Below are 13,280 nucleotides of genomic sequence, written 5' to 3'. Positions count from 1 at the left end.
GAAGACGGAGGTTCTATATGAAGAGTAAAAAGAAAAAAACTACGGGATTCCGGCTGGGCTATGACAGGGCCACACAGCTTCAGCTGCATACGCTTATGCTCCCCGGAACCGTATTGATGCTGCTGTTTTCCATTGTGCCGCTTTTCGGCCTGCTGCTGGCTTTTAAAAACTACAGTGTCATAGAGGGCATTAAAGGCGTATTCACCAGCCCCTGGTATGGCTTCCAGAATTTTAAGGTGATATTCGGCAATTTTGACTTCAAACGCATGCTGGTGAATACGCTGGGCATTAACCTGATCGGAAACCTGGTGAATATTGTGATGGCGATTCTGTTCGCCCTGTTCATCAATGAAATAGCCCGCCCCAAATTCAAAAGCTTTGTCCAGACGGTGACCTATATGCCGCATTTTATTTCCTGGGTAGTATTCGGCGGCATTGTTATCACGCTGCTGAGCGGGGACGGCGGGCTTTTCAACCAGATTCTGCTGAAGCTGGGCGTGATTGAGCAGCCCATCGTTTTTATGGCGGATTCGAAATATTTCTGGGCGATTGCCATCCTTTCCAATCTGGTTAAGGAATTAGGGTGGAGCACCATTCTGTACACGGCGGCCATTTCCGGCGTGGATCAGGAGCTTTATGAAGCGGCCGATCTGGACGGGGCAAGCAGAGTGCAGAAAATGCGTTATGTGACTCTTCCCTGCATCAAGGGAACCATTGTGATCATGGTGATTTTTGCTGTGGCCGGTATCATGAACAATAACTTCGACCAGCTTTACGTGCTGCAGAATTCCTTTAACCTGGAAAAGAGCGAAGTGATTGACACCTATATTTATAAGGTCGGCCTGCAGCAGCTGCAGTTCGGTATGGCGGCGGCTGTGAATATTTTCAAATCCATCCTGGCAATTATCCTTTTGACCACCGCCAACTTTGTATCCAATAAACTGACGGACAGCGGGCTGTTCTGATCGGAAAACGGAGGGTTCCTATGAATAAAATCAAGTCAAGGAAGGAGAAGCGTTTTTCCGTTCTCCTTACCGCAGTTATGATACTTATTATGATAATCACGGTTTATCCGGTGTGGTATTCCCTGATAAATTCCTTAAACAGCGCGCAGGATATTGCCAAAAACGGCTATGCCATGCTGCTGCCCGGCGAATTTTCCCTGGAAAGCTGGCAGTCGGTGCTGAAAAATCCTGAGATTTTCAGGGCCTTCGGGATTACCTTTACCAGAACCATCATCGTTACGGTGATACAGACGCTTTTTACCTCCATGTTTGCCTATGGTTTTTCCAGGGACAATCTGGTGGGGAAAAAATTCTATACCGTAATCGGTTTTGTCAGCATGTACTTAAACGGCGGCGTTATCGCCTATTTTATCCTGTTTAACGCCATGCATATTTACAATACCTATTGGGTTTATATCCTCCCGGCACTGTTCGGCGGTTTTTATAATGTAATCATTTTCAACACCAATTTCAAAGCGATTCCGGAATCCCTGTTCGAATCAGCTAAAATTGATGGTGCCAGTGAGTATACGATTTTCTTTAAGCTGGTAATCCCGCTTTCCAAGCCGGTAATCAGTGCGCTGGGGATTTTCACGGCGGTTGCCACCTGGAACGATTACACCCAGACGCTTTACTATACGAAATCCGCAGAAATCCAGACGCTGTCCTACTACATGCTTTCCATCACAAAGGCCAGCGCCTCCGCAGCGCAGCTGGGTGAGACGATGAGCGCAGGGGCAGCCTCCGTACTGACAACGGTATCCAACTCCGCGGCGAATTACAAGACCATCGAGCTGGCCTGCATGGTGCTTTCCGCACTGCCGCTGATCATTATGTATCCGTTCGCACAGAAGTTTTTTGAAAAAGGTGTTATGGTTGGGTCAGTGAAGGGCTGATTGCCATTTGCATGTACCTGTGGCAGAATAAAAAGAGCAGCTGCCTGAAATGTTGCCAGAATCGGGAGGAAAAGGGATATGGCGGAAATTATTGTGGAAAAGGAATGGACAAAGGAACCGGCGGGCCGGCGGATTTTCGGGAATTTTATTGAATCCGGGTTCGGCAGGCAGGTGAACGGGATGTGGAGCGAAATGCTTTACAACCGCGCCTTCCGGGATGTGCCGGCCATTAAAATCGCCACCTGGGAGTGGCTGGGGCTGGATAAGGAGCATTATAACAGCAATGCGCCCTTCTGGCACAGCGGCTATGAGGAAAATGACTGGGAGGTGATCGGCGCGCCGGAACGGGAGCATACCTGCGGAACCCATACCTATAAGGGAATGACATCGCTGCTTCTTAAGAATACGAATGGGAGCGAATGCGGGCTTTCGCAGAAGGGGATCCATCTGCAGAAGGGGAAACGGTATCAGTTCCGGATTTTTGCAGGCGTCAGGGGAGATATGAGCGAGGCCGGGCTGAACGGCTTCGGGGATACCATCCACAGCGAAAAGGCGGAGCTTCTGACTGTGAAAATAGGAACGCAGGAGACCAGCTTTGCCCTGACCACGGTTCCCCGCCTGTTTACCTGGGAATGGGAGGAAGCCTGCGGGGGAAATGCACAAATCCGGCTGACCTTTTCCTTCCCGGGCACGCTGGTGCTTTCCTTTGCCTCACTGATGCCTGCCGATAATCTGGGCGGCTGGCGCGCTGACGTGGTGGAAAAGCTGAAGGAGGCGGCCCCCAGCGTGGTACGTTTTCCCGGAGGCTGTTTTGTCAGCTTCTACAACTGGGAAAGCTCCATCGGCGACCGGGACAGAAGGGAGCCGCAGCCCAGCTTTTACTGGGGCGGCCTGGAGGAAAACGATGTGGGGCTGGACGAATTCCTGCAGCTGTCCCGGCTGGTGGGCTTTGAACCGCAGCTTTGTTTTAATATGATGACCTCGGAGCCCTTCAAGGCCAGGCAGATGGTGGAATACCTGAATGCGCCGGAGAATGTGGGAATGGGGCGCCTTCGTATGCAAAACGGGCATAAGGAGCCTTACGGAGTCAGGCTGTTTGAAATGGACAATGAGCCGGGAAGAAAATGGACGGCCTGCCAGTATGCCGAAGAGTGTGTGAAATTCGCAAGGGAAATGCGGCTGGCGGATCCTGACATCGAGCTGATGATGGCAGCTTATACCTATTCCCCGGAGCTTCTGCCGGATATGCTGGAGATTGCGGGAAAGGATATCCAGTATGTGATTTACAGGCAGGGCGATCCGGATTTTGTCCACAACATCCTTCCCGTTATCAGGGAATATAACCGGAAAAACGGTACGGATCTGAAGCTGGTCAACACGGAATGGCTGCCCTCCTGCCATAGCCCGGAGCCTTTTGAGAACCCTGCCATGCCGCAGGATTTCAGATGGCATGGGGAAGTGACCAATGATTATGCCAATATTTTTGGCGTGCAGCAGATCAGCTGGAACTATGCCTTAAACGGCGCGCACAGGCTGTTGGATTACATCAGCTACGGCGGAGAGTTTGCGCTGGCTAATTTCAATAACATGTGCAATACCTGGGGGCAGAATATCATTGAGGCAACGAAGGAAACCTGTTATTTGTCCTGCATGGGCCAAATTTTTGCCATGTTTGCCCGTGTCTTTGAGCCCTGCACAGCGGCCGGGACAGAGACGGGAGCAGAAAATCTGTTTGCCCTGGCTGTGAAAACGGTAAGCGGTAAGGAGCAGCTCTATATCGTGAACCACTCCGGCGCGGCGGTGCAGACGGCCCTGCCGGAAGGACACTGGTTTTTGAAGGACGGGCTGCAGGGAGAAGGGCGTATGGCCCATGAGACGGAGGCTGAAAGCTGCATAAGGCGGTGCACGGCCGGGCCTGACGGGAATGCCATTGTGGTTCCGGGGCTGAGCTTTCTGTGTCTGGAGCGTGGGTGAGATGCTGGCCGTTGCCTGAAAGCGTATAATAGATGAGAACAGAAGAACCGGCAAATACACAATTATGGTGTGTTTGCCGGTTTTTTTGTGTATTCAGTATAAAATGTTTTACAGAAACCTTACAGGGAAAGTTATAAGCATGACCTGAATGTAATTGATTGTATTCGCTGGAATAGGAAAACAGGTGAAAGTTTTGATGGCAGAAACTGGTCTGCCTTTTCCAATGCGTTGTGGTATGCGTCAAGGACTTCTTTTTTGCGTTCAAGGCGCACGTCAACGTATCGGGCGGTAACGGCTTCAAAGTTCATAGATAGCCCCAACGACACGCCGATACCCGCAAGCGTATGTCCCAAGATTTCGCCCACGGTATAAAAGTTGCCTGTCAGTTGGTGCATATTGGTAGCTGCCGTATGGCGTAAATCGTGAAAACGGATATGTGGCATTTCCAAATCTTCAAGCAGTTTTCCAAACTATGAAGATACCCACGACGCGGCGATAGGCGAACCGTCCGGCTTCGCTACAACAAGGTCATTGTCGTAGTAAGGGTTTCCGTCCTTTTCTGCCTGTTCCTTTTGCGCTTCCTGCACCGCAAACTGTTTGAGAAAAAACGGGCGGGCAAGATCAGTAATGGGTAGCGTCCTACCGTTGGATTTCGGCGGTGCCATTTCTTCAATGGTTTTTGTTTTCGGCGGCACCTTAAAAGGTAGCTGCTCGGAAACGTCAAAGGTGTTGTTTTCCAAATCCACATTACGCCAACGCAAGCCCAAAATCTCGGAACGGCGCATACCGTACAGCCCGCCAAGAATAACGGGCATTTCCCAAACCGTACCCTCGACGCGCTGCATGAGTGCTTTGACTTGCTCCGGTGTATAAGGGTCGGGTGTCTTATCGCCCTTACCAAACTTTGTGAGCGTGTCCCGCGCCGCGTTGGTTTCAATATACCGATACTTGCGGGCGTGTCCCAGGGCGACGCTCAAAACGCGCTTTGCCCCCCGCTGCGGTGGACGGTTTCAAGCCCTTGTCGATAATCTGCTGAAACATCTTGTCCACCATAGCAGGGGTAAGCTGATTAAGGGCAACGCCGCCAATATAGGGATTGATATAGTTTGCAATGGTCTTTTTGTAGCCGTCGTAAGTAGAGGGGCGCAAGTAGAGGGGCGCAAGTTTACCCTCGCATAGCTTTCCACCCATTCATTGAGATAGTGGGCGACGGTCTGCTTTCCCTGTGAAGAAATAGACGCGATTTGCCCGGGGCTTTGGAGCTTCGTTTTCATTTCTGCTTCATGCTGTGCCGCTTCGCGTTTGGTTGCAAACCCTCGCTTTGTATAGGATTTTTTCGCCCCGTCGGGGGCGGTGTACTTTATATCAACGTCGTAAACGGTACCCGGCCGCCCGGTCAGTACGCCGTTGCTGTCGCGTTTGTTCTTTGCCTGTCATGTTCTGATTGCCATAGCTTAACCCCCTTGTTCTGCCGGGGGCTTCGCCGCTATCTTTGCTCTGTGGTACCAATCCCAGATAGCAGCGTCGGCTATCAACCGACGGTTTCCATTTTGTATATATTCAAGCTCTCCGTTATCCATAAGCTCATGCAATTTATTTTCCCCGATACCGCTGATTTTGCTCATTTGCTCAACGGTCTTTAACATAGGGAATACAGGGATAACGGGGCTTGCTGTTTCCTTTTTTGCCATAGGAATACCCCCTTTCGTAGAATGGCTAAAAGGTCAATTTACGAGAAAGAGCTTTAATCAGACGGTTGTTAGCACAACCTCACGGGAGTTTCACCCCTGCATGGTTCTCATGCAGCCCTACCCATTGCCTGCGACGCTTTGAACGCTCGGACTATTATGGCTATAAGGGAGTATCATTATCTATTTTGCGCGTTGTCGCCCACAAGCCGCTACGCTTGTTTTCCGGCGCGGTGTTGGTCGCTCTTTCCTGTTAAGGAAGTCATGGCGCACCCGCCGTATAGCTCGGCGCAAAAGGAACGTATCTGATTTGCCCTATGCTGCGCCGCCGTTCTCTTGCGCCGCTTTCTTTTTCAAGGAGCATGACGGGCTATTTGCTTCTCGCTGCGAAACTGAAAAGGGGGATAAAGTGTTTCGCTTTGGTCGGCAGTTATTCAGCCCTGAATGTGAGGATAGCCCTCATCAGCTTTGCTTGCAGCCGTTCACGAATATCCTCGTCCACGCCATAATAGGCGTTGCCGCGCTCGTCGTAGAGCTTTCGCATAGACAGGCTTGCTATGTAGCCGCTAAAGTGCTGCAAGACAGTTTTCATAGCGTCCGGGTCGCCCTTTGTCGCTGCCAAAATGCCAGGATAAGGAACAAGGGCTATTTCCGGTTAGTCGGATTGTTTACCATTCGTCCCATTCATCAGCGTGTTCCTCCAAATATCTTTTTAGCAGTTCAAAAGAGCTTGTCCGTCTGTACTTTATCGTGCTGCGCGACGTGTCGAAAATCTTTCCAATCTCAACATCGGTCATTCCTGCAAAGTAATACAACAGGACGGCTTTGCGCTTTTCTTCCGGCAAGGTGCGGAGAGCTTCGGCTATCAGCTTTGCCGTTATCCTTTTCCCTGCAATGTTAAATCCCGGCTCCGCTTGTTCCTCGCTTTCAAAATACTTGACACGGGTATAAAGCTGCCGTTCCTCATGCAAGGCAAGGTCGGAAAAAGTGATCTCCTTAACTCTGTGCCGCCGGATTTCCTCATGGGCGTTGCAGGCTTCGTTATGCAACACCCGTTTACAGAAACTTTGAAAAGCACATTGTTTCTGAAATTCCATGCGATTAGGTTCCATGTTCTCACCTCCTTTCGTGCCGAAAGGCGGGTAGGACTTCCGATAATACAGGCGATTTTTTCAAACGCCGAATGACAGGTAGATTTTTTTGAAAAAATCTTTTGGAAAAGAAAAATGCGCCCGTCCGAAAAAACGGACGAGCGCAAAGGAATTGTAAACAGTATTCAGATGGTTTGGCGTTTACGTCAGCGGTTATATCCGCTAATGATTATGGTTATCCTTATTCAAGCTGTTTTTCGACTTTTGCAAAAAAGTCTTTCGTTTTGAAACCAATCATGCACAAAATTATTCCTGTTGGAATTAAAATAACGTAAACCATGTTTGCAAACGTATCAAATAACAATCCATAAATGATTTGTCCTAATGGTTGCGCACATAAGGAGAACGTCGCCGTATATGCCATCACTTTACCTATCATATTATTTGGAGTTAATTGCTGAATAATTGATAAAGCAAATATAGAAAAGACACAAGCCACAATTTGAATAATGGCAAATGATAGCATTAATACAGTATACTTCATATAAACACCAGTTGAAATTATGAAAATAGCGCCAACAGGTAACAAACATATTCCGACAGAAAACAAAGTTAAATATAATTTCCTTATTTTAAATTTTGAAACTATCAATCCAGAAATGACGCTACCAAGAATAACAGTAAGTCCAAGCATACTTTCTGTTGCACCATAAAATTTCGCATTTAGTCCCAGTATTGTTCTAACCATATATGGTAATCCAACTAATGCAATTCCTTGAATAAAAAAGCCAATAACAGCTACCAAAAGCAGTATTTTTAAAATAGCTGTTTTTTCCTTACAGATAAATTTTGTACTATCTTTTAAATCTTTTTTTACTATTTCCAAAACATTTTCAGTCGTCCGTTCCGGATGATAGTCAAGTTTAATAAAGCACTCAAATACTGCTGTTATGAAAAAACAAATGACACCTGCATACATAACTGGTTTTAAGCCAAAAGCTGTATATAACAGGCTTCCAATAAAAGGAGCCGCAAAAGCAGAAACAGCACTAATTTGATTTACAACTGCATTCCCCAAAATAATGTTATCTCCTGTTTGCATTTGTGGCACACACGCTTGAACTGTTGGCGTTTCAAAAGCCCCTAATATTGACTGTATAACAAGCGTTAAACATATTATCACCAAATGATTTTCCGAGTTTATGAAAACAGCAGCTAATAAAACTATTACCCCTGCCATAAAATCCAAAATCACCATAATATTACGCCTGTTTGCTCGGTCGGCAAGAATACCCCCTAACGGAGATAATAAAATCGTTGGTAACATTGCAAGTGCTAAAAAACTTGCGAAAATTGTTGCCGAACCTGTTACCTCTAAAACATACATTGATAGGGCAAAATCTAATATACAGTTGCCAAATAAAGAACTTGTCTGGCCTGCTATTAGTAAAGAAAAATTTTTGTGGAAAAGTTTGTTGTTCATACGTCCTCCTATTTTAATCTAATTAATTTGATGTGTATCTAATATGTGCGGTAAAAAAATAATCGCATTGCGATTAGAAGTACATAATATATGTTACAGTAAAATTAGATGTTTGTCAAATGCTGAATGAGAAAAATTTTATCCTGCCTCAAAAATCAAAGAGAAAAAATAGATGAAATCTGATTAGTCAAATCTCGTAATGTCTCTTTAGAAATCGTGTAATATACTCGTCCGTCCTTTTTTTCTACGTTTACTAATTGATTTGATAGTAATACATTCATGTGATGTGAAACAGTGGCAGCGGAAAGATTCAATTTTTCCGCTAATTCCAAATTATATTTTGGTGCTGTCAATAAAGTAAGTAGTATGTCAAATTTACTGCTGTCACCAAGGGCTTTTAATGCAGGAAGAAGTTTTTTTTGAGAACTTCTTACTTTCTCAATATGTTTATATACATCTTTTGCAAACAGACCCACATAAGCAGTACGTGAGTTTACTATTTCAATGGCAGGATATATTAAAATAGGGGTTGGATTAACATCTTTTAAAATATTTTTGCTCATATAATTACCATTAGGAAAATCAGTAAGCAATTTATCCAAAGGCTTTTTAATAGCGTCTATCGCTTTTTGATATGCAACAATATTCTGTTTAATAAAGTTTAATAAACTTTCCATTTTCTTTTTAGGTGACTGTATTAAAACCATAAGTTTCCAACATATATTAGTGGAATATTTTGTACTTTGCAATAAAGTGATTATCTCATTTAATGGTGGAACTACATCAAACTCTTTTCCTTCAAGTAACTCATTGATAATTGCTAAAATAATTGTATCGTCAGTCACTCCGCTAAAATCATTATCGAACCACTCTGAATTATCTGCGCATATAGTTTGTAAAAGTATGAGGAAATCGTCATCAGCAAAAAAGAAGTCAAAATCTTCACACTTCTGAAAAGTCATATTTTGGCGGAAGATAGTAAAATATTTTTTGTGTATAGCCCCAAATTTATTAAAAAGCTGTGTACCATCAATGCCATACTCCGCTGCGGCATTTTCCCACAACTCTTTTTCTATAAAATTAGTATGATTGCACCCATATAACAAGCCGATTATTTCAAAATATTTATTTAGATTGCTTCCAGTTGTTTTTTCCATGTCCATTCCTCACTTTATTTACAAAATCAAATTAGATGTTATTCAAACACGATAGATATATATTATATCCGTCTCGAAAAAATTAAGCAAGCATGAATTATATGCTCTATTTCTGTCAATGCTATGATATGTGTACTCATATGCCGAAAAAAGGTGAATTGTTAAATGTAATAGGGTGAAATAATATGAAGCAAAGCAAAGAAAAATACGATTTTAAGGCTTTTGGACAAGCCATAAAAGCCGCAAGAAAAGCAAAGGGAATATCGCGCAATCAGTTAGCCGATACGCTGCACATTGCCCCTCGGTATATTGCTTCAATCGAGAACAGCGGGCAGCACCCCAGTTTACAGATTTTATATGAGCTTGTTACCCTGCTTGATGTATCAGTAGACCAGTTTTTCTTCCCGAAAAAAGAAATGGAGAACTCTACGCGCCGCCGTTAGCTTGATACCATGCTTGACGATATGAGCGAAAAGGATTTGAAAATCGTGTCTGCCACCGCAAAGGGAATTGGGGAAGCCAACAACGAAACGACGGAGGAATAACGCCCCCGTTGCTACATATATAGAGCCTTTTTAAGCGTCGCAAATTGCAGCGTTTTTCTTTTGAGCTCTTTTGGCAAAACGGGGCTTTCCGTTGTAGTAGAGATAAGGAAAAACTTTCGTAGCAAGCATAGGAAAAGGGTACCCTCTTCCGAAAAATGACTTATTGGAAAGTATCGTCCCAAGCCCTCTTTAACCTCTGTGAAATTAGTACCAACTGTAATGTTGACATGAATAGCAGATAATATAGTATAATACTGGAGGAAAGTAAGAAAAGCACGAGGTGAATTTATACCTTGGGAGGAGAATTGTGAAAGAGCAAAGACGATATTATGAAGCGTATGATGAAAGATATAAGCAAGTTCATCAAAAATCTTTACAATGGTTTTCGAGCCTACCATCCAAAATTGTTGAGGAAACTATAACTGAATACGGAATATCAAAGATATCAAAGATTTTGGAAATTGGATGTGGTGAGGGTAGAGATGCAATATATTTGATGAAAAATGGATACGATTTACTCGCAACAGATGTCTCTCCTACTGCAATCAATTATTGTAAGGAAACATTTCCATATGTATCTCAATCTTTTAAGGTTTTTAATTGTTTGACTGAGCGAATAAATGATAAATTTGATTTTATCTATGCGATTTCCATATTACATATGCTGGTATTGGATAAAGATAGAAATTTATTTTATCAATTTATTTATGAACAACTAAAAGAGAACGGCATCGCGCTAATTTGCACAATTGGAAATGGTTATGAGGAATGGAGTACAGATATATCAAAGGCATTTGAGTTGCAGAAAAGAACTCATGAGGTCACAGGGGAAGAAGTTCATATTGCGGGTACATCATGCAGAGTGGTTAGTTTCGATACGTTAAGCAGAGAGATTGACAATAACAATCTTATGTTGTTAGACAGTGGACTAACTTCAATTGAACCTGATTTTCCGACTATAATGTTTGTTGTTATTAAACGTAATTCTACCAAATGAGAAATCTGCACAATAGGTAGCAGAGCCAGCCGACCTTATCAGTGGTAAGATAAACGGCTGCGTCACCATTGACGAGCACGTCTGCCCCGCTTATGCGGCAATTGAGAGTGCGAAAGCAACAGATCCTTTTGTTCGCTGCTCTTAGCCGGGGCAGCATGTACCCAAGTAGAGCGTCATAAATGTAGCATTCATGCGGTTGTGCAGGCGTTGAAATAAGGTGACCAGGATTTTATATTCTGACCTCTCAAAATGCCCTTTGACTGCGTAACAACACATTACTACCTGACGCTTTTTTGACGCCCGTGTTTACAACGAAAAGATATAAAGAGTTATAAGCGGATTTATGGCGATATGTGAAAAAGCCTGTGTAAGCGATGGTACGATGGTTATCTTTTCGGCAATACTGAAGTATATAATCCGTGGAGCATGATTAATTATGTGAAAGAGGCTGAGAATGACATTAACGCACTGCCCCGACCATATTGGGCGAATACTTCATCAAATGATATCATTCGTGATATGATAGAGAAAGCGGATGCCGGTGTCAAGCAGGAACTGGAAGCGCTGATTGCCGGAGAATACATTGAAAAACCCGTGCATGAGGATATCACCTATGAAGACATACACTGTTCACAGGATAATCTGTGGAATTTCCTGTTCTTTACAGGCTATCTGAAAAAGGTCGGGGAACATATGCAGGCGGATACCATTTATATCGTATTGGCGATTCCCAACGCGGAGATAAAATATATTTACCGGAATACGATTATGGATTGGTTCAACCGTCAAATCCGGCAAAAGGATTTTTCGGCTTTATATAAAGCCCTGCTGAAAAAAGACACCTCTTTATTGGAAAAGGAGCTTTCCAGGAATCTGATGGAAACAGTCAGCTTCTTTGACTATAAGGAAGATTATTATCACGGCTTTACGGCAGGACTTCTGAAAATGATGGATGGCTATCTCATACAGTCAAACCGGGAAAGCGGGCTGGGGAGACGTGATATCATCATCCGTTCGGCACCTTATGAAGGGGTGGCGGTTATCATAGAAACAAAGGTGGCGGATACGTATGCACAGCTGGAAGAAAAGGCCGCCGAAGCGTTTGCCCAGATTGAAGAAAAACAGTATGATGCCGAGCTGCGGCTGGAGGGCTACCATACCTTTATAAAATTCGGAATCGCTTTTTTTAAGAAATTATGTAAGGCGGTGTCAGATTAATACAAAATAATTCCAATGGATAAAAATCAGCTCCGCAGGACAGAAAGGCCTGTCGGAGCTGTTTTTTTATCTTGCACAATTAAATGAACTTCACTCAGTCAATCAAATACCCCGCTACGAGCAGGGTATTTGACCCTCGCGGCAGTTGCCAAATAGCCATGCTTGCATGGCTGCCTGACTCGTTGCTCGCGGGAATAAAAATATCAACTGATATCAGTCAATGCAAATCAGCTCATACTCCCTGCTTCCCACACCAATTTCCGCCGCCGCTTCCACCGTATGCACACCGTTGCGGGATTCAATTCTTTCAATTAAATCTTTTTTACCGGGATCCTCGGAACTATAAACAAGATCCAGACACGCCTGATCCAGGGCTACCGGGTCGAGAGAGGAAAGGATACCGATATCCGCCATTTTCGGATCTTCTGCCACGGCGCAGCAGTCACAGTCAACAGACATATTGCACATAACGTTGAGAAAGGCGATATGGTTCTTTCGATACGCCACGATTGACTTGGCAGCATCGGCCATGGCTTCCAGGAAGGAATTATGATCTGCGGTCCACATGGCCTCCGGATGGCCTGCGCCGTGGATATGGGCTTTGCCGTGAGAAGAGGCGATTCCGATGGAAATATTCTTCAGGGCGCCGCCGAAGCCGCCCATGGGGTGCCCTTTAAAATGGGAAAGCACCAGGATGGAATCATAATTTTGAAGATTCGTTCCCACATAATTGACGGAAATCTGTTTCCCGCCCTCCACAGGCAGCTCCAGTTCCCCGTCCTCATCCATGATATCCACCCGGAAATGCTCCGTCCAGCCATGCGCCTTCATGGTTTCCCAATGCTCCTTTGTGGTATTCCGCTTTCCTTCATAGGCTGTATTGCATTCCACAACGGTGCCGTTTACGGCTTCTATTACCTTCTTCATAAAATCCGGACGGATAAAATTCTGGTTCCCCATCTCTCCGGAATGCACTTTGACTGCCGTTTTCCCGGAAAGCCCGTTTCCCAGAACCCGGTACATGCGCTCCATTGCTTCGGGGGTAAGTTCTTTTGTAAAATAAACCTTTGCTTTTTCCATGCTGCATCCTTCTTTCTTTGTGTAAATTTTATCAGGCTGATAAAAAGCATACCCCATTGAGTCAACTCTAAGTCAAGATTTTTATGCTGAAACAGCCTAAAATGTTATAGTTAATTCGTGATTCACCATTTAAATTCGTGCTTGACG

The 13,280-nt window shown here is 44.6% G+C and carries 13 protein-coding genes and 2 pseudogenes; 6 read left to right on the top strand and 9 right to left on the bottom strand.

Translation table 11 applies throughout. The features are described 5' to 3' along the window. The first annotated feature begins 17 nt into the window (after positions 1 to 17). From DXC51_RS05300 to DXC51_RS05290, 3 genes are all read left to right on the top strand, one after another. On the top strand, positions 18 to 965 hold the full coding sequence (locus DXC51_RS05300; RefSeq protein WP_117544043.1) for an ABC transporter permease: 948 nt from the start codon (positions 18 to 20) through the stop codon (positions 963 to 965). Between the two features lie 20 nt (positions 966 to 985). Further along, positions 986 to 1,900: a carbohydrate ABC transporter permease gene (locus DXC51_RS05295; protein WP_117544042.1), complete on the top strand. Its 915-nt coding sequence runs from the start codon at positions 986 to 988 to the stop codon at positions 1,898 to 1,900. A 78-nt stretch (positions 1,901 to 1,978) separates the two neighbouring features. After that, positions 1,979 to 3,874 (top strand): alpha-L-arabinofuranosidase family protein, encoded by a 1,896-nt coding sequence (locus DXC51_RS05290; RefSeq protein ID WP_117544041.1) that lies wholly within the window; start codon positions 1,979 to 1,981, stop codon positions 3,872 to 3,874. A 470-nt stretch (positions 3,875 to 4,344) separates the two neighbouring features. Here DXC51_RS05290 and DXC51_RS29920 read toward each other — a convergent pair whose 3' ends face one another. The 8 genes and pseudogenes from DXC51_RS29920 to DXC51_RS05255 all read right to left on the bottom strand — a co-directional run bounded on the left by DXC51_RS29920 (position 4,345) and on the right by DXC51_RS05255 (position 9,293). Further along, entirely contained in the window at positions 4,345 to 4,851 is a 507-nt protein-coding gene (locus DXC51_RS29920) for a site-specific integrase (protein WP_243003130.1), read from the bottom strand. Then, positions 4,808 to 5,065: a tyrosine-type recombinase/integrase gene (locus DXC51_RS30555; RefSeq protein WP_243003129.1), complete on the bottom strand. Its 258-nt coding sequence runs from the start codon at positions 5,063 to 5,065 to the stop codon at positions 4,808 to 4,810. The genes DXC51_RS29920 and DXC51_RS30555 overlap by 44 nt, the downstream gene beginning before the upstream one ends. Before the next feature lie 77 nt (positions 5,066 to 5,142). Continuing rightward, positions 5,143 to 5,238, bottom strand: a pseudogene (locus tag DXC51_RS30550) (Arm DNA-binding domain-containing protein); the annotation flags it as partial. Positions 5,239 to 5,328: 90 nt separating this feature from the next. Next, positions 5,329 to 5,565: a helix-turn-helix domain-containing protein gene (locus DXC51_RS05280; protein ID WP_117544040.1), complete on the bottom strand. Its 237-nt coding sequence runs from the start codon at positions 5,563 to 5,565 to the stop codon at positions 5,329 to 5,331. Positions 5,566 to 5,992: 427 nt separating this feature from the next. After that, complete coding sequence (locus tag DXC51_RS05270; RefSeq protein WP_243003144.1) at positions 5,993 to 6,211, bottom strand: helix-turn-helix domain-containing protein; 219 nt, start codon at positions 6,209 to 6,211, stop codon at positions 5,993 to 5,995. A gap of 19 nt (positions 6,212 to 6,230) precedes the next feature. Further along, the gene (locus tag DXC51_RS05265; RefSeq protein WP_117544039.1) at positions 6,231 to 6,674 is read right to left on the bottom strand and encodes an RNA polymerase sigma factor; all 444 of its coding nucleotides are present in this window, start codon (positions 6,672 to 6,674) and stop codon (positions 6,231 to 6,233) included. Positions 6,675 to 6,894: 220 nt separating this feature from the next. Further along, positions 6,895 to 8,136 carry an MFS transporter gene (locus DXC51_RS05260; protein ID WP_117544038.1) on the bottom strand — a complete coding sequence of 414 codons (1,242 nt, stop codon included), beginning with the start codon at positions 8,134 to 8,136 and terminating at the stop codon, positions 6,895 to 6,897. Positions 8,137 to 8,291: 155 nt separating this feature from the next. Continuing rightward, entirely contained in the window at positions 8,292 to 9,293 is a 1,002-nt protein-coding gene (locus DXC51_RS05255; protein WP_181970035.1) for an ArsR/SmtB family transcription factor, read from the bottom strand. A gap of 185 nt (positions 9,294 to 9,478) precedes the next feature. On the opposite strand from DXC51_RS05255, the pseudogene DXC51_RS05250 reads away from it, so the two are divergent. The 3 genes and pseudogenes from DXC51_RS05250 to DXC51_RS05240 all read left to right on the top strand — a co-directional run bounded on the left by DXC51_RS05250 (position 9,479) and on the right by DXC51_RS05240 (position 12,053). Beyond that, positions 9,479 to 9,838 (top strand): annotated as a pseudogene (locus DXC51_RS05250) (helix-turn-helix domain-containing protein). A 307-nt stretch (positions 9,839 to 10,145) separates the two neighbouring features. Further along, positions 10,146 to 10,835: a class I SAM-dependent methyltransferase gene (locus DXC51_RS05245; RefSeq protein ID WP_117544036.1), complete on the top strand. Its 690-nt coding sequence runs from the start codon at positions 10,146 to 10,148 to the stop codon at positions 10,833 to 10,835. A gap of 426 nt (positions 10,836 to 11,261) precedes the next feature. Further along, positions 11,262 to 12,053, top strand: coding sequence for a PD-(D/E)XK nuclease domain-containing protein (locus DXC51_RS05240; protein WP_117544035.1), 792 nt, complete (start codon positions 11,262 to 11,264; stop codon positions 12,051 to 12,053). Positions 12,054 to 12,266: 213 nt separating this feature from the next. Here the strand turns inward: DXC51_RS05240 and DXC51_RS05235 are convergent, their stop codons facing one another. Further along, on the bottom strand, positions 12,267 to 13,133 hold the full coding sequence (locus DXC51_RS05235) for a DUF362 domain-containing protein (protein ID WP_117544144.1): 867 nt from the start codon (positions 13,131 to 13,133) through the stop codon (positions 12,267 to 12,269). Positions 13,134 to 13,280 lie beyond the last annotated feature (147 nt).

Source organism: Eisenbergiella massiliensis, assembly GCF_003435485.1.
Note: the sequence above shows the minus strand (reverse complement) of the source record. Positions and strands in the feature narration are given on the sequence as shown.

Coding starts and splice junctions, on each gene's coding strand:
- DXC51_RS05300 (WP_117544043.1), top strand. CDS start 18: ATGAAGAGTAAAAAGAAAAAAACTACGGGATTCCGGCTGGGCTATGAC.
- DXC51_RS05295 (WP_117544042.1), top strand. CDS start 986: ATGAATAAAATCAAGTCAAGGAAGGAGAAGCGTTTTTCCGTTCTCCTT.
- DXC51_RS05290 (WP_117544041.1), top strand. CDS start 1,979: ATGGCGGAAATTATTGTGGAAAAGGAATGGACAAAGGAACCGGCGGGC.
- DXC51_RS30555 (WP_243003129.1), bottom strand. CDS start 5,065: ATGGGTGGAAAGCTATGCGAGGGTAAACTTGCGCCCCTCTACTTGCGC.
- DXC51_RS05280 (WP_117544040.1), bottom strand. CDS start 5,565: ATGGCAAAAAAGGAAACAGCAAGCCCCGTTATCCCTGTATTCCCTATG.
- DXC51_RS05265 (WP_117544039.1), bottom strand. CDS start 6,674: ATGGAACCTAATCGCATGGAATTTCAGAAACAATGTGCTTTTCAAAGT.
- DXC51_RS05260 (WP_117544038.1), bottom strand. CDS start 8,136: ATGAACAACAAACTTTTCCACAAAAATTTTTCTTTACTAATAGCAGGC.
- DXC51_RS05255 (WP_181970035.1), bottom strand. CDS start 9,293: ATGGAAAAAACAACTGGAAGCAATCTAAATAAATATTTTGAAATAATC.
- DXC51_RS05240 (WP_117544035.1), top strand. CDS start 11,262: ATGATTAATTATGTGAAAGAGGCTGAGAATGACATTAACGCACTGCCC.
- DXC51_RS05235 (WP_117544144.1), bottom strand. CDS start 13,133: ATGGAAAAAGCAAAGGTTTATTTTACAAAAGAACTTACCCCCGAAGCA.